Source organism: Rahnella sp. PCH160 (genome assembly GCF_047784855.1).
Lineage (GTDB): Bacteria > Pseudomonadota > Gammaproteobacteria > Enterobacterales > Enterobacteriaceae > Rahnella.
The window spans coordinates 4,068,106-4,088,256 of record NZ_JBLOGT010000001.1 but is presented as its reverse complement, the minus strand read 5'-3'; the positions used below and the strand labels follow the sequence as shown (position 1 = coordinate 4,088,256).

The following is a 20,151-nucleotide window of genomic DNA, read 5'->3' as shown; positions in this document are numbered from 1 at the left end:
CCGATGACGCTGCTATCGGAAATTCCTCATGAAAAGCATTCTTTCTATCCAGTCACATACTGTTTTTGGGCACGCCGGCAACAGCGCGGCAGAGTTCCCTATGCGTCGCATGGGCGCAAACGTTTGGCCGCTGAATACTGTTCAGTTTTCCAACCACACCCAGTACGGACACTGGACCGGCTGCGTGATGCCCGCCAGCCATCTGACCGAAATTGCGCAGGGTATTGCTGAAATCGATCGCCTGAAAGATTGCGACGCGGTGCTGAGCGGTTATATCGGCTCACCGGAGCAGGGGCAGAGCATTCTGGAGATTGTCCGGAAGGTGAAAGCGGCGAATCCGAATGCCTGGTATTTTTGCGATCCGGTCATGGGGCACCCTGAGAAAGGCTGCATCGTGGCGCCGGGCGTGGCGGAGTTCCACTGCAATCAGGCGCTGGTGAACTGCGATATCGTTGCGCCAAACCTGCTGGAGCTCGAACTGCTGAGCGGCCATGCGGTGGCCAGCGTTGAAGAAGCGGTCGCCACAGCCCGTGAGCTGATCGCCAAAGGCCCGAAGATTGTGCTGGTGAAACATTTAAGCCGCGCGGGATATCACAGCGATCGTTTTGAAATGCTGCTGGTGACGGCGGATGAAGCCTGGCACATCGACCGCCCGCTGGTCGATTTCGGTGTTCGTCAGCCGGTGGGCGTCGGCGACCTGACCAGCGGTTTGCTGCTGGTGAATCTGCTGAAAGGTGAAGTGCTGGATAAAGCGCTGGAACATGTGACCGCCGCCGTTTACGAAGTAATGCTGACCACCCATGCGATGGGCGAGTACGAGCTGCAAATTGTGGCTGCGCAGGACAAAATGGTTAAACCGGAACATCATTTCCCGGCGGTCAAACTGTAATCCTTGCAAAAATCTGCGTTGCGCAAAACATCGCGTAACGCTTCAATAAAAATGCCCCGGACTGAACATTCAGCCGGGGCATTTTTTTAATCAATGAAAAGCTTATTTCAGCCCTTCAGCCTTCATGGCCGCGTCAACCGCCGGACGCGCTGCAACGCGATCCAGATAAGTGCTCAGCTCGGTCAGCGCAGTGAAATCAAACTTCAACGCTTTCGCCCAGCCCATCACGGTGAACAGATACGCATCCGCCACACTGAAACGTGCGCCCAGCAGGAAGGTGTGGCCTTTCAGCGATTCATTTACATACGCAAATTTCTTGCTCATCGCCTCGCGGGTCAGCACTTTGAATTCCTCAGGCGTTTTCGGGTTGAACAGCGGGGAGAAACCTTTGTGTAGCTCCGTCGCAATATAGTTCAGCCATTCCAGCGCATGATAGCGGGCCAGCGTGCCTTGTTCAGGCATCAGCTGGCGGTCAGGTTTCTGATCAGCCAGATACTGAACGATAGCCACTCCTTCGGTCAGAATACTGCCATCGTTGAGCAGCAGCGTCGGGATTTGCCCTTTAGGATTGACGGCCAGGAAGTCATCACCGGTTTCAGTTTTCTTGGTCGCCAGATCGACTTTCTCGATACTGAAGTCCAGACCCGCTTCACGCAGAACGATATGTGGAGAGAGGGAACAGGCACCGGATTTGTAATACAGTTTCATAAACACTCCATTGGATGAGCAACCAGTCTGTGCACGCGAAACATGTGTGTTCGGGGAACAGTTGCATGGCTATATAAGGTCTGCTTCTATCCTAGAACCGGCGGGAGCAAAAGTCAGTGATTTAATTGTGACGGGGCGTTCAATTACTCACTTTATAACGAAGGGGATGACGGACGTTTTGCCCGTCATCCGGTGAAATCAGCGGGAACGCTGATTCAGGAAGTCGCGAATGGCGAGTTCGACATTTTCCGGCGCAGGCAGCATCGGAGAACGCAGTTCGTTGTCCATCAGCCCGTCGAGCGATAAGGCGCATTTAATTGCTGCCGGGTTGGGGCGGAGAACATCAGACGGATCATCGGCAGAAGGCCGAAAAATGTTTTGCGGGCGGCCACAATATCCTGTTCTTTGAACTGGTTAATCAGCGTAACGAACTCCTCCGTGAGGATATGTGAGGATGCAGCAATCGCGCCAGCGCCACCCAGACTTAAAGTCGAGAAGATCTGCACATCTTCGCCACACAGCACATCCAGTTCGCCGTCTGCGATCAGCGAAAGCGTCAGATCAATGCTGCCACCGCAATCTTTTACTGCGGTAATCTGCGGGTGTTTGGCCAGCTGGCGCAGGGTTTCCAGTTCCATATGTACGCCGGTGCGGTAAGGGATGTTGTACACCACCACCGGTACCGTTGAATGATCAGCAATTTCGGTAAACCAGGTCAACAGTGCGTCCTGAGAAGGACGGATATAGTAAGGCGCGGGGATGAGCAGGCCGGCGACAGGGCGCTCTAAAATGGCATCCTGCATGGCGCGGATCACCGGCATGTGGGTGCCGGAAAGCCCCATGATCACTTGCTGTCCGGGAACGACTTCCAGCACGGCGTCCAGCACCTGAAGTTGTTCTTCTTTGGTGAGCATTGGCGCTTCGCCGGTAGTCCCACAGACGACGACGCCGTCCACACCCCGTTTGAGGAACCGGGCGCATAGTGACTTGAGTGCAGCAAAGTCGATCTCACCCTGATGGAAAGGCGTGACCAGCGGGACCCAGATACCTGAAAACGATGACATGTTGTGATTCCTTAAACGGCGTGATTTATCAGCCTCGGATCATGTCAGTAAAACAGGGACGAGCGCCAATTGAATGAATTAATAAGGTGTTTTGAGTTATCTATCGTGCTTATGGTGGCGGGTTTTATGTACTGGCTAACATATCCATTTCATTACTCAACAAACTTTTTAACACTTCGACGGTGACAGGGCGGGAAAAGAGATATCCCTGCAAATGCGAGCAACCCGCTGAAACCAGGAAAGATTTTTGCAGCTGATTTTCTACGCCTTCCGCAATCACGTTGAGATGCATTTTATTGCCGAGCTGGGAAACCGCCGTGACGATGGCGGCAGTATCATTCACTTCTGTGACGTACTGCACAAACGAACGGTCGATTTTCACGCTGTCTACCGAGATATCTTTTAGCAAACTCAGGCTGGAATAGCCGGTACCGAAATCATCCAGAGAGATTTTGACACCCAATTTACGCAGTTTTGCCAGTTGACTGAGGCTGGTCGGATTGGCGTTCATGACCGAGGTTTCGGTCAGTTCCAGCTCAAGCCGGGAAGGCGGGAAATTTTCTTGTTCCAGCACGGTCAGAAAACGCGGGCCGAAATCCGGTTCGCCAAGTTGCACGGCGGAGACGTTGATCGCCAGATTAAGCTGTTCAAAGTTTTTGATATCACGGCATGCCTGACGCAGGACAATTTCACCCAGCTGGATAACCAGCCCGGTTTCTTCGGCAAGTGCAATAAACTGAACCGGAGAAACCTGCCCGAGCACGCCGTGGTTCCAGCGGGCGAGGGCTTCGACGCACACCACTTTTTCATCACTGCTGCGCAAAATAGGCTGATAAACGCAGGATAAATCCCCGTCTTTTGCCAGTGATTCGGCGAGCGCTTTCACCATTATGCGTTTACTGACGCTGCTGGCATCGAGCAATTCTGAATAGAAAGAGAACATATTTTTGCCGCGCTGCTTGGCTTCCAGCAAGGCGGTGTTACCCCGTCGCATAATTTCACCGGCGGTAATATTTTCAGCACCGAACATCACAATCCCGAAAGAGATTGTGATCATCGGATTGGCGCGGGTCAGTGTAAAAGGCTGGCGCATCATCACCAGAATTTCGAGGGCCAGATTATTGGCCATTTCGCTGGTCGGGCTGTCACGCAAAATGATGGAGAATTCGTCGCCGCCAATACGCGATACGGTACCGTTATTGCCCACTTCGTTACGCAAACGCTGACCAAACTCACATAAAATGGCGTCACCGGCCTGATAGCCGTAGGTATCGTTGATGTAGTTAAAGTCGTTAAGATTCAGCAGGAAAAGGGAATAAGGCTCTGGGCGGTACATGCGCTGCGCAGCAATCTGACTGAGTTCTTCACTCAATGCGGTCCGGTTTGGCAGGCCGGTTAAGACATCATGCCGCGCAAGGTAACGGATTTGGGCTTCTGAACTGCGCAACAGCGAGATATCCATGATGGATGTCAGAATAAAATAGCGCGTCTCCAGCGTAACGCGTGACTTACGTACCAGAACATTGCGACGCTTACCGGAAGGATCGACCAGCGTTTCTTCATTCACCGTTTTATCGCCGGTCGCCAGCACTTCATCATCACGGTCACGCTGACGGGCTGCCTGCTCAGGATCGGTAAAAAACGAGACATCCTGACCTATCAGCTCATCCCATGTACGGCCATAAAACTCACTGGCTTTTTGATTCAAAAATACCAGTTTGCGTTGATCGTCTTTGAGTACCGTCGCTTCGGGAAGAGCATCAAGAACTGCCTGGCATATCGCAATATCAGTAAGCATGAGTTAATACCCCGAGCAGGGAATGAGTGTGTCCTGACGCCATTTTTTAGCCAGTAAACCCATCAGGTTGTTTTTGCAATTATTACTCACATTTGGATGAGATTATTACCCTTGTTATTAAATTTTAAAATTCAATTGGTTATCACGCCCTAAGTAATGTATTCGCTATAATGTTCGGGTGAATAACGATCAATTCAGCGCAATTAGGGTCTTACCCGCAAATTTAGCCCGATACAAAGCATGATCTGCCTGGATTAATAAGTGAGAAATTGTGTCCTGATTAAGTTTGCTGAACAACGTGCCCAGGCGGCGGGTAACAACGGCGTCAGCATAATCAACCGGGAAAGGTTTTGATAAACACCAGAAGGCATAAATTACAGGCGTTGTTATTTTCGGGTATGCCAGATGTTATTTTGGCCGATTATCACGTTCGAACAGAAATACTTTCGTGAAAAATAGGAATTTCTTTATGAAATGATTGAGGGAAGGACAGAGAAAGCCGGGGAACAGGGCTCAGAGGTGTTTTTTTGTACCGAACTTTTCATCCCACTCGCGGCGATAGCCGCGTGATTGTTTTCTGCCTTTCAGCCACAAATAGGTACAGACCACGCAAACGCACGCGGAGAAAACGATATTACGCATATCCTGATCATAGAAAATGACCAGCACGCAGTCGAGAGCCGCCACGATGGCAAACCATTTATACATATGCAACTGTCTGCGGGTTTCCGCATTCAGGCGCTTGAGCTGACGCCCTTCATTCAGGACTTTTCCTTTATCCATCGCTATTTCCTGGTGGGTTGTGTGAAAAGTGGGGTTGCAGTCTTTAAAAGGATAGCAAATCACAAAAGTGAAAAACGTAAAGGGGATAGTAACCGATTATAAATTTATTATCGCGGACTAAACGCGCAATCAATCCGATGAATAACCCTGCTTATTGACTGATTTCACAGCCTTTTAAACGGGCTGGCCGGACGTGGAAAATAGTCATTTTAGGTGAAAAAGTATTACCAATTGCTGCTGAGGATTGATTTCTCAGTATGACGTAGATTATCGTTTAAGAATAATCTTAATTTCCGGTGAGATAATGAGCGATTCATCTTCAAGAAAGATCGTTGACGGTGCCAACATTTACCAGGACTTCGAAACCCGTTTTTACGAATGGGAAGACGGGATGTCGAGCGCCGGATTTAAACTGGAATTGCCTGACCGTCACCGCGAAGAATTTGACTGGGGCGTCACCGGCTATAACTTTGGCCGCGTTATCGGCGGCGTGCTGACGGTCAGCGAACACGATATCAGCCGTCAATATGGCAACCTGTTTTCGATGCCTGATCATATTGTGATTTTTATCATGGTCGTCGGCGGAATGTCATGCCAGTGTTTTGGGGAAGATTTCGTGCTCAGTCAGGGGGATATCCTGATACAGGATATGTCGCAGCCGATCAAAATCCACGTCTATCCCGGTGAAAGCAAACCGCGTCTGGGCTCCTACCAGTACATCATTATGCCCAAGCACAGCCTGAATTTTAATGTTGATATTGCCTCGCTGCACGGCAAACGTATCCCGGCAACTTCGCCGGTGAACATCATTTTGCGCACCCACTTTGCCACAATGGTACAGGTCTTTGACCAGATGACCGAGCAGGAAGTCCTCAGCACAGGCGAGGGCGCTGCTTCGGTGTTTTTACAAACACTGCATCTGGTGGCGGGTAAAAAAGTTGAGCATCCGTTTGAGCAAAGTGCGCGGCTGGAAAGGATTTGTTTGTACATTGAGAAACATCTTAGCAAGCCTGTCAGCATCGACATTTTGTGCAAAAACTTCGCGATATCGCGTTCCGGACTGTACCGGTTATTCGAACCGTTGGGCGGGATTGCGCAATTTATCCGCAGCCGTCGGCTGTTGCTGGCAAAACGGCTATTACGGACATCTTCGATGTCAGACCAAAGTCTGGCGGTCATCGCGCGTCATTGCGGCCTTGAACTGAGCGCGCTACGCCGGCATTTCCATGAGTTTTATGGTACCACCCCCTCGGAAATGCGGGAGAAATACCGCCGTGACGCAGAACAATCCGATCAGGCTGATGCCACACATGTGAACTGGGTCAGTTCGCTTTAATGGTTGATTTGCCGAAGTTTGTACGTTTTTTGTTAAATTCATAAGCATTTCGTGATCTGTCACTATTCTGATTTTTGCCTCTGGCGGGCGGAATCAGCGCCGTTTTTCCGGTTAAACGCAGTAGACTTGGTGGAATCTTCACCAGTAATCATTGAGAGTGCATTATGTTAGTCCCTCAACAGGCAGTTGATGAACAAGCTCGTCTTGCCATACTGGCTTCTCTGGGCATAGTAGATTCCCCAGAATTGAGGAAATCGACCGCATTACCCGGATGGCAGCCCGCCAGTTTCAGGCAAAGGCGGTCGTTGTTTCACTGATAGATTCGGAACGGCAATGGTTTTTGTCCCATACCGGCGTTGATATCAACCAGTCTCCCCGCGATACCTCGTTCTGCGGTCACACGATCCTCCAGTCAAGCCCGCTTATCATCAGAGATGCCCGGCTGGATTTGCGATTTCACGATAATCCGCTGGTTTCCGGCGATCCTCACATCGTTTTCTACGCAGGCTGCGCGCTGTACTCAAAAGAGGGTGTCGCGCTGGGGGCGTTGTGCCTGATTGATGACCGCACGCGGGCGTGGAGCGATGAAGATCAGCAGACCTTACTGGACATGACCGCGCTGGTGCAAAGCTATATTTTTCATCTCGAAAATCGCCAGTACACCGCGCGCGTGGAAGACAACCTCGCAAAAAGCGAAGCATTATTCGAGCAGACGTTTGCCCACGCGGCGGTCGGTTTTTCTCTGGTGGCGCTCGACTGGCGCTGGTTACGTATCAACCCTCAGGTTTGCAATATGTTGGGTTACGGCGAACATCAGTTGCGCACTTGCCTGCTGCATGACGTGACGCACCCGGACGATCTTTACGCTGAAAATATTCTGGTTCCGCGTCTCCTATCCGGTGAAATCAACAGTTTCAGTGTTGAAAAATTGTTGCAACGCGCCGACGGCGGCACGCTTTGGGTCACGCTCACGGCGTCTCTGGTGCGTAATGCCACCGGTGACGCCCACCACTATATTGTGGTCATCAGCGACATCACGGAACGTAAACATATCGAACAGGCGCTGTATTCCTTGCAGGAAGATCTGGAGCGTCGTGTGGCTGCCCGCACGCATGAACTTCAGATGGCGATGGATCAGCTCCATCAGGAGATAGCGCAGCGCCTGACGCGCGAACGTGAACTGACCGAAAGCAAAAATCGCCTCAGGGCCATCACCGACAACATTCCTGCCCTGATTTGCCATGTGGATGCCAATGAGCAATATACGTTCGTGAACCATTTCCACGCGAACTGGTACGGCGTGGAAGAAAACAAAGTGAACGGTCAGCAGGTCAGGGATGTGGTCGGGTATGAGAGTTACGAAAAAATTCAGCCCTATATCCGGCAGGTTTTGCAGGGTATGACGGTCAGCTACGAAATAGAATTGCCCGAAGATTCCCGTCACGGAAAAGGCGGCGTTCTGCACACTACGCTGATCCCGTGCGACGACCTCCGCAACGGTTACTACGGCCTTTCAACCGATATCAGCGAAATTAAAGAACTTCAGGCGCAGCTTGAGTTCGAGGCCAACCACGATTCACTGACCGGATTACCAAACCGGCGTGCGTTTCAGCAGTCACTGATTTATGCCGCAAAACAACAAGAAAAAGCAGATAAAGACATCGCATTACTCTTTTTAGATATTGATAATTTTAAAGCTTACAACGACACCTACGGGCACGAGTTTGGCGATTTGATCCTCAAGTTTTTTGGTCATACCTTACGGGATAATCTGCGGTCACAGGACATTGTGGCGCGACTGGCGGGCGATGAATTTACGGTGTTGCTCGGACATCTGGTGAATACCGAAAATGATGTCAGCCGGATTTGTATCAGCCTGATGAGCGCGCTGCACTCGGTTGAACGCGTGGCCGGTGTGCCGGTGGCATTGTCGGCGAGTATCGGAGTGGCCGTGGGGCGTGCGCGTCAGCCGTTATTGCCGGATACGCTGATGGCCCGTGCCGATGCAGCCATGTACCGGGCGAAGCAGAGCGGGAAGGGGCGCTATTATCTGGGGTGAAGAGTGATGCAGGTCCGGGCATTGAGCACAAAAAAACGCTTCCCGGAGGAAGCGTTCATCGGCACTGAAAAACATTTTGTGATTACTGAGCAGAAGCCAGTTCAGGTTGTTTTTCGTCAGTTTCGCGGTCAAGCGTCATGCGGTGCAGTTTAGATGCGGTAACCAGCATCAGGACTGCAATCACAGCGGTCGCGATACCAATTTGCAGGAACACGTGGCTATAGATTGCCAGTGAAGCGTGTGCATCATCGATATCAGCAGGAACCGCGGTCAGGTTCGCAACATAGCCCGCGATAATCGCAGCCGCAGCGGTGGTCAGGAACCATGCGCCCATGATGAAGCCCATCAGGCGTTGTGGAACCAGTTGTGCCACCATCGCCAGGCCCAGACCAGAAATCATCAGCTCACCGATACTCTGCAACGCATAGCTCAGCACCAGCCAGTTAACAGACACGATCCCGTGTTCGTTAGCGAGGCTTGCACCCCACGGCAGTACCAGGAACGCACCTGAACACAGCACCATACCGATCGCAAATTTATGCGGCATTGGCATGCGGTCGCCCACTTTGGTGTAAACCGCCGCCAGAACCGGGCTGGCAACCATGATCCAGAACGGGTTCAGCGCCTGGAACTGCTCAGGCTGGAAGCTGATACCCAGCAGATCATGCCCCACGTTGTGAATAGCGAAGAAGTTCAGAGACGTTGGCATCTGACTGTACAGCACGAAGAACACCACCGCCTCCATCATCAGCAGGAACGCAACAATCATCTTCCGGCGTGCGATGCCTTGCATGGCGAAGGTTTCTTTTGCAAACACAATGATAATACCGACAGAAACCACGCCCAGAACCAGTCGTGCGATGGTTTGGTTATGCAGCAACCAGCTGGAAATGAACACCAGTGCCACAACGCCGACCAGTACCATCAACAGCTTTTGGAACTGCAACGGCGCGAAGTCTGGTTTTGAACCCTGGCGTTTTACCCATTTGCGGCAGAACAGGAAGTTCACGATGGTGATCAGCATACCGACGACACTCAGGGAGAATGCGACGCTCCAGCCATACTTCGCTGCCAGCCATGGCGTGGCGAGCATAGAGAAGAATGAACCGATGTTCACCGACATGTAATACATAGTGAATGCGCCATCAAGACGCGGGTCATCTTTTTCGTAGCAGGTAGAAAGCAATGAGGATGGATTTGCTTTAAACAGGCCACTGCCGACGGCGATGGTCGCCATACCCAGATAAACCCAGAAGACTTCGTGGTTGGAATACGCAACGAAGGAATAACCTAATGCCAGCACAATCGCGCCCAGCACGATGACGCGTTTGGAACCCAGCACTTTATCGCCCAGCCAGCCACCGATAGCCACGAAGCCGTAGACCAGCGCACTAAAGGATGAGAACAGGGTGATCGATTCGGCTTCACTCAGGCCAAGTTGCTTGACCAGGTAAACTGCCATGATCCCTTGCAGGCCGTAATAACCAAAACGTTCCCACAATTCGATGGAGAAAATCAGGTAAAACGCTTTTGGCTGTTTGAAGGCGTTCAGACTCACGCTTTCGTTGTTAGGTGTTTTGTTTGCAGTTGACACTCGTACCTCTGTTTATTCCTTCCGGCCGTATGGCGGAAACGCATAAGTGGCGCGAAATAAGCACCCTTTGCATTGTTATAAGATGGGATGACGGCAGGTAATGTTCACTATCTTCGTAAATGAGGCAAGGAGTTTGAAATATATCGTTACATTTAACCTATCCGTCCTGATTAAACTATGTTCGAAATGTTATGCAGAATTAACGTTTATGTTTTCTAAATAGACAATGTGAATATGTTGTATGAATAATAATCCGCAGGAATGATTTGTTTTTATTTTTCATGAAAAGTTTTATACGGATTCTTTTGCTGATAAAGCGTGAATACGCAGTGAATATCTCTGGTTTGTTGTGGTTTTTGTGGGGTTTTATGAATCATGGTGTGGCGGGAAAAGATGTGACCAGAGCGGGAAATAACCTGATGTGATCTGCCTCTCGTTTTAACACTAAATTTCCGATTGAAAATAAGATTAGTACGACTTATGGCGGTTAGGCGGCGGAGGCATTTACATTTGATGGATTCGGCAGGCGAATATCCTGCCGAAAAGAAGGGGGAAAGCATGAATGAAAAACGTGACGGGACTTACTTGTTGAGTGTATCGCCCAGCGTCTGAATCAGACGGTTTGACCAGCTGAACAGCGCGGCGGTCAGCAGGATATCCAGAGATTGCGTGGCACTGTAACCTGCGTCAGATAAACCGTGCAGGCGGCGAGCGTCAAAACGTTCCGGTGTACGGGTTAAGGTAATCACAGCTTCCAGCAACGCCGCTTCTTTCGCGTCGGCCCGCTTTTGTGAGACATAATCGACAGCGTCATCACGATGGTTTTCTTTAAACAATTCATCGATCAGCGTTTCATCTCCCCCTGCTTCCAGATAAAGACGTCCGTGGATCCCCGCGCAATACAGACATCCGTTTAACTGCGACGTCGTCACCGCCGACAGCTCACGCCACCCGGCTTTCGGGCGCTCCCCGGCTTGCATAATATTATTAAACACAGCCGAAAATTCGCTCAGCGCATCCGCGTCATGTACCAGCAACGTATAGAAAGAAGAAGAACGGGCATCGGGCGCGATCAAATCCAGCACATCCTGCTGATGACGGCTGGCTGTTTCCGGCACCACTTCCGGCAGGCGCGACGTCCAGTGCAACATGGCCAGCGAGAAACCTTTTTGCTCGCAGCCTTCCGGCGACGGGAATCCGGGCAATACGGCTGCCGCGCGTCCCCGCAAACCATTGAGCACAGCCAGCACGCGCGCCTGATAACTGACAAACCCAATGAGCTGCGTGAAAGTCACAATATCCCGGGTACTCAGCCCCACGTCGTAAAGCTGATTGAGCATCGGCGCGGTAATTAATGTCGGCTGAGTGGCGAGCAGGCGGGCGAACTGGGTGATGTGGGTCTGGCGGATGTTACTTTCGCGGGAGGCATCAGGGCTGGAAAGCGGGGCGAGTCGGGCAGCGTAATGGCTACAAAGACATTGCACGCCGCTCACCTGCGCCACGGTCAATGCGCTGCTGAGACGGTCATATAAAGATAACGTTTCGGTGCGCGAGATGCTCAGGCTATCCGGAAACAAGGTGTCATAACAGGCACGGGAAGCGCGCAGCAAACCATGACGATCGTTAATCAGCTGGCGAAGCGTCGGGTCGAGCTGGTTTTCCAGCCCGAGTAAAAATCTGTCCTGAATCAACGCGGCATGAGGATCGAGTGGCAGGTGACCCTGCTGGCTGGATTGTGTTTCGTGATACCAGCCGCTGTGCGCGGCCTTGCGTTGTTGTTCCATGATCGGGTCCTTTGCTTCAAGCCTGTTACTCAGGCAAATTTTCAGACCCTATCCTTGCTGATACTGTTGTCGAGATAAAATAATGTTAAGTGATAAATCATAGCGAAATGGAATAGAAGACCGTGAATATTCCAGCTGAACGGATTTAGACAGACGTTTTATCGACATTTGGCGTAATTACAGCCATAAAAAAACCGGCTCAGGTTACTGATGCCGGTTTTCATGCCAGACAGGTTCCGGGATTTCTAAATCAGTTACCGTCGCGACGCCAGGCGTCAGCGGTTAAAGCCTCGCCAAAATGACTGGAGATCAGCCTTTTGGTGAGATCATGCAGCGGTGCGGCGAGAACTTCAGCCGTGTTTCCGCGCTCAACCACTTCGCCTTCGTGCATCACCAGCACCTGATCGCTTATGTGCTTCATCATGCCCAAATGCTGAGTCACGTAAATGTAGGAAATGCCCTGTTTTTCCTGCAACTCGAGCATCATGTTGATGATTTGCGAGCGCATGGACATATCGAGCGAAGCCAGCGCTTCATCGGCAACAATCACTTTCGGTTGCAGAATCAGGGCACGCGCTAACGCGACGCGCTGCTTTTGCCCGGAGGCCAGCATATGCGGGTAATAAAACGCGTGATCCGGCAACATGCCCACCAGCCGTAATGTCTGGTTGATACGCTGCTCGCGTTGCTGGGCATCCATCTCGCCATTCAGGCGCAGCGGGGCTTCAAGCAACTGACCAATACGCTGGCGCGGATTCAGAGACGTACTCGGATCCTGAAAAATCATGCGGATCTGCTGGCTGCGGAAGCGGTAATCGCGAAATTCCAGCGGATGATCATCAATCAGAATCTCCCCGCCGCTTGGCTCTATCATTCCCGACAGCATTTTCGCCAGCGTGGATTTACCCGAACCGTTCTCACCGATAATTGCCAGCGTTTGTTTTTCACGCAACGTGAAACTGACAGGTTTCACGGCATCAAGATCCATTTTACGGAACAGGCCGGTGCGGTAACGGAACGTTTTGCTCAGGTTGCGGACTTCAAGCAAGGTCTCGCCCATTATTGCTCCTCCATGTTCAGCGGGAAGTGGCAGGCAAACGCGTGAGTTTTTGCCAGACGAAGGCGCGGCGTTTCAATGCATTTTTTCTGTGCGTAAGGGCAGCGGGGCCCCAGACGACAGCCAATCGGCAAATGTTCCAGTGAAGGAATTGCACCCGGCAGCGTATTCAGGCGGCTTTTATGTGGCAGCGAACGGCCAAAGTCCGGCATCGCGCGGATCAGCGCCTGCGTATAAGGATGATGCGGCGCGGCCAGCAAGTCTTCGCAAACCGCACTTTCGACGGTTTGCCCGCAATACAGCACGTTAATCCGGTTGGCCCATTTACTCATCATTTGCAGGTCATGGCTGATGAGCAAAATGGTGGTGTTATTGTTTTGATTGAGCCGCGCCAGAAGGCGGAAAATCTGCGCCTGCGTGGTGGGCTCCATGGCGTTGGTCGGCTCATCCGCAATCAGCAGGCGCGGCTGATTGGCCAGCGCGATGGCAATCATCACTTTCTGACATTCGCCTTCGGTCAGCTCATACGGATAGCTGGCCATAATGTCTTTATGATCTTTAATCCCGACGCGGTGCAGCAGCTCAATGGCGCGTTTTTTTCGCCATTTCCAGCGCTGATACCAGCGGCCTTTATACGTCCAGCCGGGAATGGCCTGAATCAGCTGACGACCAATATTTTCTGACGGGTCCAGACAGGATTGCGGCTCCTGAAAAATCATCGATACGTTCTGGCCGACCAGCTTGCGGCGTTCACGCGGGGTCAGCGTCAGCAGATCAATATCATCAAAACGCATCCGGTCAGCGGTAACGCGCCAATTGTCTTTGGTGACGCCGCAGATAGCTTTGGCAATCAGGCTTTTACCTGAACCGGATTCGCCCACCAGCCCGCGAACTTCACCGGCATTGAGCGTAATACTAACGCGGTCAACGGCTTTCACCGGCCCGTCGGCGGTCATAAATTCGATTGTCAGGTTACGGATATCAAGTAACGGCATTATTCCACCCCTGCATTAATCGCCCGACGCACACCATCGCCCAGCAGATTGATGAGCAGCACGCTGATAAGGATTGCGGCACCCGGCAGCATCACCGTCCAGGGCGCAACGTACACCAGTTCCAGAGAATCGCCGAGCATCGCTCCCCACTCCGGTGACGGAAGCTGCGCGCCTAAATCGAGAAAACCTAACGCGGCGATATCCAGAATGGCCATCGACAACGCGCGGGTAAACTCAGTCGCCAGGACCGCCACAATATTTGGCAGCACGGCATAACGCAGAATTTGCCATGTGGATGCCCCGTCCAGACGCACGGCCACCACGTACTCTTTTTCCAGTTCGTCATGCACGGCGCTGTAAATCGTACGGGAAATACGTGGCAACAACGCCAGCCAGACGGCCAGCATGGCGTGCTCAAGTTTCGGGCCAATAAATGCCACGACCACAATCGCCAGCAGCAGGGAAGGGATGGACAGCAGCGTGTCGAGAATATGGTTCAGGATCGCCGATTTCAGCCCGCGCGTAATGCCCGCCAGCACGCCGATAACCACGCCGCACAACGACGCCGCGAGGGTAATCACCAGTGCGCCACCGATAGTCGGTGCTGCGCCGGTTAACATCCTGCTGAGTAAATCACGGCCCAAATCGTCAGTACCGAGGAAGAACGACACATTCCCGTAGCGCGACCACGACGGCGGCAGCAACTGATAACCGAGGAATTGCTGGTCGAGCGCATACGGTGCCAGCAGATGCCCGAAAACGCACAGGAACAGCAACCCCAGTACACCGTAGAAGCCGATCATCGACAGCGTATCGCGATAGAAAATCCCCCACGTATGACGCAGCGGGCTGGGAACCTGTTTTTCACGGTATACGTTATCGAAGGGCATATGCTTCTACTTGAGTTCTTTTGATTGTGGTTTGCTTTGATTTTTTTTCATTAATCATTTCATTGCCTTAAATCGCATTCATGCTTTGTTCTGCTTTATCATGCTTTAGTTTATGTGGCTTCAATTTATGACTTTTGTGTACACTCTTGTGTATATGAAAAGGAGTGTACACATTGCTTACAGATACCAAACTAAGAAAGTCACTTGGAAAGCGCCGAGACAAAGTAGAGGTAATTTCTGATGCGCATGGACTGAACGTCAGGCTTTCAATTTCCGGGGCAATAACCTTCTTTTATCGCTACCGCTGGGATGATAAGCCCGTACAGCTAAGCATAGGTGATTATCCTTCTATAACACTGTCACAGGCAAGGGAACGTAGACAGCAATTTCGCGCTTGGATTACTGAAGGTTACGATCCCCGCCGCCAGGTTAAGTTGGAGAGACAACAAAAAACCGAAGCTCTCACTGTGGAAGAGGCATTTACCTATTGGGAGACCTATTACTGTAAACCGGAAGGGATTGTTAAAATAAAGGTAAATCGCCAAAATTTCGAGAACCATGTCAAACCTGCCCTTGGAAATATGATAGTCAATCAGACAACCAAATCACACTGGCTCAGTTTGTTTGATCAGATGGGAAGACGAGTTGTGACAGGTGATGTGCTGGGTTTAATGCAGAGGGCTTTCCGATTTTGCTCGAACCGGGATGTTATAGAGAGCAACCCGCTTGAATCGTTGAAGCGTTCTGACGTAGGTTTAACGGCGGCGATGAAAGACAGAAAACTATCAGATGATGAAATCAAGGTTCTCTGGTATGCACTGGAAGGAATGCCCGCATCGCAGCAGTTAGTTATTCGTTTTCTTTTAATGACAGGCTGCAGGACCACTGAGATAAGAACAGCTAAATGGGAATGGTTCGACTACAAAGAAAAGACTTGGACGATCCCTGCTGACGATTATAAAACAGGTAAAACCGTTCGCCGGGCTTTGCCGGACAGTGCTATTTTCCTGTTGAAACAGTATCAAAACTGGTCAGTCACTAAGCATGTCCTGACGCCACCTCATTTTAAAAACCGAGAAGATAAGCCGCCATCACAACCAAGAGTTGCAGCTTACTCTGCGCAGGTGATCAAAAAGACAGGCATGAAGAATTGGTCTCTTCATGATTTAAGGAGAACGGTTGCGACACGCCTATCAGAACTTGGCGCGCCGCCCCACGTTATCGAGAAACTACTCGGCCACCAGATGGGGGGCGTTATGGCTCGTTATAACCTTCACGACTATTTGCCAGATCAACATCAGTGGCTGAAGGTTTGGCTTGAGCACTTGGAGAAGGTTGTTGGTCAACCACTAACGCCGCATTAACTTCATCTTCCCACTTCAGCAACTCAGATTTTCTCCAGCGCTTCGGACTGCCGCCAATAGTTGGTAGCGGAAAGGGGCGCTGGAAACTGGCTGGCATTCGAGCTGGCGTGCTCCAGAAGTAAAGAGTGCTACGCGATATTTTATAACGAGCCAGAACATCGCTGGTCAGCATGATTTCATCAGAGGCTGCATTATTGGTGTTGAAGTCATTCATCTTATACAGCTCCTATTGCTTTCTGGACTACCCGATAACCCCGTTTCCGGGGTTTTTTAATTGGCTCAATCTTCACCGGCGCTACTCGTGGCCGCGCCGGTTCTGGTTCATAAATGCCGGTGCGCATTCGATACTTCTCGCGCATTTTCCACGCGTTCCAGGCTGTCCAGTCGCAACCGTCATCAATTTTCACAGTCGCCTGAATCAGGGTATCGTTGACATCAACCAGTTTCGATTTTGATAGCCTGCGCAGCGTTGGCATCAATTAGGATCCTCCGATTTCAGAGCCTCTACTCTCAGCTTTGCCCGATGGTCACACGCCATAAATGCCGCACGTGGGAAGTAGCGCTTCATTTCTTCAATCAGGAACTCTGTATGAGCATCTCTGCCTTTCTCTTTGGACTCTTTCTCGCGCTGACGTAGAAGGGCAAGTCGAGCCGTAATGCTACGACGCGTGCCTTTCCATGATGCAAGTGCATGATTTGCGCGGTTACGCCATCCAGAATCATTATCGATAGCAGCCTTCAGTTGGCGCTCTATATCGATGATCGAATCTTCAGCATTAATCAGCGCCGCAAGATGGTCTGCGATGGTAATGAGTTCTTCAAATTTTACGTGTGGATTTTTCATCGTCTGCCCTCCTGCTTGCAGAGTTTCATCGCAGCTTCCCATCCCAATTCTTGAACCATGTCGCCCAACTGGTCGAAGCAGCAATCAATCCACCGGATCCCTCTTTGCTTCAATGTTGGCAGGTTCCCCCAATGAATAAACCCGCCTTTTTTTCAGCTAACATCGCGTCAAAATCCAGGATGTGCACATACCAGTTCAATCGTTGCTCCGTATTACGACCAGAATCCTCCAAGTGGGAGTCCAAGAACCCGATTATTGAGGGCTGACTCAGGAAAATGTCGCCAAACCGATGGCGATAGACGGGGCGACGATGCATGCTAATTAAGTGAAAGAGATAAGCGTCAGCCACTTGAACTAAAGCTCTTTCATGAAGCGCCTTGATATCCCGGCGTTGCGCCGGGGTCCTCGCATTGGAATTCATCATCTTTCTCCTTAAAAAGGCTTGTTGCTGAGCAGTTCGGCGTACTGCTGTTTAATTTCTTCATGCTTCTCTTGCCACTTTGCGATTGCCCGTTTGTGAGCCAATAGCAAACGAATACGGCGTATGCAGCGGTAATGAGCAGCGAAATATGAAGCGGTGTGTTCACCCATCTGGTGGATCAGAACACCATCGCGCATAACTGGTGTGTCCTCTTCATGCGTAGGCCAGCCCGAGCGGCGAAACGTCTTTGTCACCATGTAATGCGCAAGGTTGTTAAGTGCTGCGCTACGGCTCAGGCAGCGCTTACGCCAGCCGTGACGGGTCACGACAAAGACAGGTGATTGCACTGTTTTGAAAGATTCATCAATCGCACGTTGTTGTTTTGGTACCAGTTTCATTGCGTCTCCTTAATGGATCGTTTGTTCGCCGCCAAGGCCTTGCTCTTTCGCCATCATCACGGTCTGTTTGATCAGGTCGTTCATGAATGCGTTTCCAGCTTCGGTGAGCTTGTCGCCGTGTTTGGTTAAATTGTTGCTGTAGAGCTGGATGATTAGTTCTTCGGCCTCAGCCCTGCTATATTCGCCATAAGCCACGCCTTCGAAATATTTGAGGGCGTCCAGTAGGGATTGCTGACTTAACTCAACTGTCGCTAAAGTTCCGTCGGGCAGATTGACCAGAACGCAGTTGCTCCCGGTTTTCTGGATCATCGCTTCATAACGCGCAGCTGCCTGGCGCTGGCGATACCTTTCAATCTTTTGCTGTGGTGATATTTTTTCGTTAATACTCATCGCAAATACTCCGATGCTGGCCTTTAGGATGCGGATTTCCCCGACCGTTAGGCTGTAATTAAATTTCGTATTTACTTATGTCGCTTTGCGTATCCGGTGTTACCTAATATCAGTGTTTTCTTTCTGACAGGCTGAGTACTACTCGACCAATAATCACGAGATTACAATCTCCTGAAGGTTCAATTTTCCAATCTAGATAATGTTTATTATTGGGAAGAACCAAAATTCCATCAGGTAAAAATTGAAGGCGCTTAACCATGAATATTCCGTCAGCGAAGAACGCAAATATTCCATCCTCTAAGTATTTTCGTGGTTGATTATCGATAATAATAGTAGCCCGACATTCTATTTCTCCGTCCATTGTGTCGTCAGGCATCGTTGCTATTAATCGCCCTTGCGAGTCGCTAGGAAAATTAGTAACCATGTTAATATTAGGCGCTACCTGCACAGAAGAATTTGGCGTCATTTTTTATACTCCTTCTTTATTAAATCAGCCTGCTCCTCAATCAACCATGCCGCAACATTACCTGTAAGGCGTTTCAATAAAGAAACAATCGCCAATAACTCACTGTCTTCTAATTTATGCGGGTAACACTCCAAAATCATGAGGATAACTTCCGCTTGTGATGCGCGTTCCGCGGCTTGCTCTAAAGTGATATCACGCGACATTTTTCTTTTGCCCCGCCGCGGCTGTTTGTGAAATAACATCGAGAATCCCAAGCATCAAAGACAGTTGCTCTTTGTTTGTATCTAAATAACCTGCTGCTGTTGCCAGGGCTTCTATTTTTGCCAGTGCATCGGCAGCGTCAATCGGGTCGATGTTAGCCATGATGCACCTCATTTACTGGTAGGCGAGCAGCAAGCGAAATAACATATTTCTGCACCAGTTCGCGACGTGCTTCATGCTCAGAACATGCCACGATACGGATCATGACAGGTTTTGCCTTTGAATCAGAACGCTTAACCGATGCAAAAAGAAATACACTTGTGCTAATATCAGCATCAGCCTTATTAACTAATCCGCTGGTGCAGGTTTGTTTTAAGGTCAGGCTCTGGGCTTTAACGGGCGTTGAACCCAGAGCTGAATAATTACTGTTCGTTATCATCTTTATTTCCTTCTTTCAGGTTGTACAAGGCACTGGATTCGACTTCGAGCATTCTTTCTAAGAACTTAGCGTTGGCTTCAATCAGCATTCCTAAATTCTGCATATCAACTTTTACCATTTGGCCGTCGTAATCACTGTTGCCAGCCGCCCAAAACATCAGGGAGCCAATTGATTTCATCCCGCAAAGTACATAATCAATTCCAGCAGCAGCATTGTTTGCTATTTTTTGATACTCAGAAGTTGTTAGTTTTTTTTCATCAGTATCAATAATCAGGTCTGCAATATTTATCATTTTGAATACTCCATAAGACCCTGGAATGACTTTCTGAGTTTTTCAGAGTTTTTGATAATTTCTTTAGCTTCACTATTTATTTCTTTTGCTTCTGAAAAAGCGCAGACAAGTATCTCAAAATCACCCGCTTTCTTATAAATTGCGAAGATAGGAGAATCAAAGCACAGGTGTGTTACTAATCTGTATTTGAAGTCCTCGTTAGTTTTTCGGAAATGATGAAATAATTTTTTATTATCGACCACCATAAATGACTGGTATTCACCAGCTGAAATGCGAAGTGAAAAAGAATCGCATTCTATTAAGTCATAAACTTGATGTGCCATATCTACGCTCCGTTTCATGCCGTTGAAATGAGAATACTCATTTCGTTGTATTATGT

General features: G+C 50.1%; 23 protein-coding genes and 1 pseudogene. 4 read left to right on the top strand and 20 right to left on the bottom strand.

All coding sequences use genetic code 11. The annotated features are described in order from the left end of the window. The first annotated feature begins 28 nt into the window (after window positions 1-28). The gene (gene pdxY / locus ACM5QY_RS18980) at window positions 29-889 is read left to right on the top strand and encodes a pyridoxal kinase PdxY (protein ID WP_416122224.1); all 861 of its coding nucleotides are present in this window, start codon (window positions 29-31) and stop codon (window positions 887-889) included. 102 nt (window positions 890-991) lie between these two features. Here the strand turns inward: pdxY and gstA are convergent, their stop codons facing one another. The 4 genes and pseudogenes from gstA to ACM5QY_RS18960 all read right to left on the bottom strand — a co-directional run bounded on the left by gstA (window position 992) and on the right by ACM5QY_RS18960 (window position 5,242). Further along, entirely contained in the window at window positions 992-1,597 is a 606-nt protein-coding gene (gene gstA / locus ACM5QY_RS18975) for a glutathione transferase GstA (protein ID WP_416122223.1), read from the bottom strand. Window positions 1,598-1,795: 198 nt separating this feature from the next. After that, a pseudogene (dapA, locus tag ACM5QY_RS18970) lies at window positions 1,796-2,661 on the bottom strand (4-hydroxy-tetrahydrodipicolinate synthase). Window positions 2,662-2,785: 124 nt separating this feature from the next. Next, window positions 2,786-4,459, bottom strand: a complete 1,674-nt coding sequence (locus ACM5QY_RS18965; protein ID WP_416122222.1) for a sensor domain-containing protein — start codon at window positions 4,457-4,459, stop codon at window positions 2,786-2,788. Window positions 4,460-4,972: 513 nt separating this feature from the next. Beyond that, a complete protein-coding gene (locus ACM5QY_RS18960; protein ID WP_416122221.1) occupies window positions 4,973-5,242 on the bottom strand; it encodes a hypothetical protein in 270 nt (89 codons plus the stop codon). Window positions 5,243-5,546: 304 nt separating this feature from the next. Between ACM5QY_RS18960 and ACM5QY_RS18955 the strand changes: the two genes are divergently transcribed. Together ACM5QY_RS18955 and ACM5QY_RS18950 are read left to right on the top strand one after the other, a co-directional pair. Continuing rightward, window positions 5,547-6,578, top strand: a complete 1,032-nt coding sequence (locus tag ACM5QY_RS18955; RefSeq protein WP_416122220.1) for a helix-turn-helix domain-containing protein — start codon at window positions 5,547-5,549, stop codon at window positions 6,576-6,578. A gap of 271 nt (window positions 6,579-6,849) precedes the next feature. Then, window positions 6,850-8,637: a diguanylate cyclase domain-containing protein gene (locus ACM5QY_RS18950; protein WP_416122219.1), complete on the top strand. Its 1,788-nt coding sequence runs from the start codon at window positions 6,850-6,852 to the stop codon at window positions 8,635-8,637. Window positions 8,638-8,719: 82 nt separating this feature from the next. Here the strand turns inward: ACM5QY_RS18950 and dtpA are convergent, their stop codons facing one another. The 5 genes from dtpA to sapC form a co-directional block, all read right to left on the bottom strand. Continuing rightward, window positions 8,720-10,231, bottom strand: coding sequence for a dipeptide/tripeptide permease DtpA (gene dtpA, locus ACM5QY_RS18945; protein WP_416122218.1), 1,512 nt, complete (start codon window positions 10,229-10,231; stop codon window positions 8,720-8,722). 581 nt (window positions 10,232-10,812) lie between these two features. Next, the gene (locus ACM5QY_RS18940) at window positions 10,813-12,015 is read right to left on the bottom strand and encodes a CMD domain-containing protein (protein ID WP_416122217.1); all 1,203 of its coding nucleotides are present in this window, start codon (window positions 12,013-12,015) and stop codon (window positions 10,813-10,815) included. A gap of 250 nt (window positions 12,016-12,265) precedes the next feature. Beyond that, window positions 12,266-13,075 carry a putrescine export ABC transporter ATP-binding protein SapF gene (sapF, locus tag ACM5QY_RS18935; RefSeq protein ID WP_416122216.1) on the bottom strand — a complete coding sequence of 270 codons (810 nt, stop codon included), beginning with the start codon at window positions 13,073-13,075 and terminating at the stop codon, window positions 12,266-12,268. Then, a complete protein-coding gene (gene sapD / locus ACM5QY_RS18930; RefSeq protein WP_416122215.1) occupies window positions 13,075-14,067 on the bottom strand; it encodes a putrescine export ABC transporter ATP-binding protein SapD in 993 nt (330 codons plus the stop codon). The genes sapF and sapD overlap by 1 nt, the downstream gene beginning before the upstream one ends. Beyond that, window positions 14,067-14,957: a putrescine export ABC transporter permease SapC gene (gene sapC, locus ACM5QY_RS18925; RefSeq protein ID WP_416122214.1), complete on the bottom strand. Its 891-nt coding sequence runs from the start codon at window positions 14,955-14,957 to the stop codon at window positions 14,067-14,069. Before sapC ends, sapD begins: the two co-directional genes overlap by 1 nt. A gap of 173 nt (window positions 14,958-15,130) precedes the next feature. Between sapC and ACM5QY_RS18920 the strand changes: the two genes are divergently transcribed. Continuing rightward, entirely contained in the window at window positions 15,131-16,321 is a 1,191-nt protein-coding gene (locus ACM5QY_RS18920; protein ID WP_416122213.1) for a tyrosine-type recombinase/integrase, read from the top strand. Between the two features lie 215 nt (window positions 16,322-16,536). On the opposite strand, the gene ACM5QY_RS18915 is transcribed toward ACM5QY_RS18920, so the two are convergent. The 11 genes from ACM5QY_RS18915 to ACM5QY_RS18865 form a co-directional block, all read right to left on the bottom strand. Continuing rightward, window positions 16,537-16,797, bottom strand: coding sequence for a hypothetical protein (locus tag ACM5QY_RS18915; RefSeq protein WP_416122212.1), 261 nt, complete (start codon window positions 16,795-16,797; stop codon window positions 16,537-16,539). Further along, the gene (locus ACM5QY_RS18910; protein ID WP_416122211.1) at window positions 16,797-17,165 is read right to left on the bottom strand and encodes a hypothetical protein; all 369 of its coding nucleotides are present in this window, start codon (window positions 17,163-17,165) and stop codon (window positions 16,797-16,799) included. The genes ACM5QY_RS18915 and ACM5QY_RS18910 overlap by 1 nt, the downstream gene beginning before the upstream one ends. A gap of 109 nt (window positions 17,166-17,274) precedes the next feature. Beyond that, window positions 17,275-17,589: a hypothetical protein gene (locus tag ACM5QY_RS18905; protein WP_416122210.1), complete on the bottom strand. Its 315-nt coding sequence runs from the start codon at window positions 17,587-17,589 to the stop codon at window positions 17,275-17,277. A gap of 8 nt (window positions 17,590-17,597) precedes the next feature. After that, the gene (locus ACM5QY_RS18900) at window positions 17,598-17,984 is read right to left on the bottom strand and encodes a hypothetical protein (protein WP_416122209.1); all 387 of its coding nucleotides are present in this window, start codon (window positions 17,982-17,984) and stop codon (window positions 17,598-17,600) included. Between the two features lie 9 nt (window positions 17,985-17,993). Further along, window positions 17,994-18,374, bottom strand: a complete 381-nt coding sequence (locus ACM5QY_RS18895; RefSeq protein WP_416122208.1) for a hypothetical protein — start codon at window positions 18,372-18,374, stop codon at window positions 17,994-17,996. 109 nt (window positions 18,375-18,483) lie between these two features. Further along, window positions 18,484-18,840, bottom strand: coding sequence for a S24 family peptidase (locus tag ACM5QY_RS18890; protein WP_416122207.1), 357 nt, complete (start codon window positions 18,838-18,840; stop codon window positions 18,484-18,486). Beyond that, window positions 18,837-19,043 (bottom strand): hypothetical protein, encoded by a 207-nt coding sequence (locus ACM5QY_RS18885; protein ID WP_416122206.1) that lies wholly within the window; start codon window positions 19,041-19,043, stop codon window positions 18,837-18,839. Before ACM5QY_RS18885 ends, ACM5QY_RS18890 begins: the two co-directional genes overlap by 4 nt. Then, a complete protein-coding gene (locus ACM5QY_RS18880) occupies window positions 19,033-19,203 on the bottom strand; it encodes a hypothetical protein (protein WP_416122205.1) in 171 nt (56 codons plus the stop codon). The genes ACM5QY_RS18885 and ACM5QY_RS18880 overlap by 11 nt, the downstream gene beginning before the upstream one ends. Next, complete coding sequence (locus ACM5QY_RS18875; RefSeq protein ID WP_416122204.1) at window positions 19,196-19,480, bottom strand: host cell division inhibitor Icd-like protein; 285 nt, start codon at window positions 19,478-19,480, stop codon at window positions 19,196-19,198. Before ACM5QY_RS18875 ends, ACM5QY_RS18880 begins: the two co-directional genes overlap by 8 nt. Next, the gene (locus ACM5QY_RS18870) at window positions 19,464-19,772 is read right to left on the bottom strand and encodes a hypothetical protein (protein WP_416122203.1); all 309 of its coding nucleotides are present in this window, start codon (window positions 19,770-19,772) and stop codon (window positions 19,464-19,466) included. The genes ACM5QY_RS18875 and ACM5QY_RS18870 overlap by 17 nt, the downstream gene beginning before the upstream one ends. Next, window positions 19,769-20,095, bottom strand: coding sequence for a hypothetical protein (locus tag ACM5QY_RS18865; RefSeq protein ID WP_416122202.1), 327 nt, complete (start codon window positions 20,093-20,095; stop codon window positions 19,769-19,771). Before ACM5QY_RS18865 ends, ACM5QY_RS18870 begins: the two co-directional genes overlap by 4 nt. Window positions 20,096-20,151: the final 56 nt, after the last annotated feature.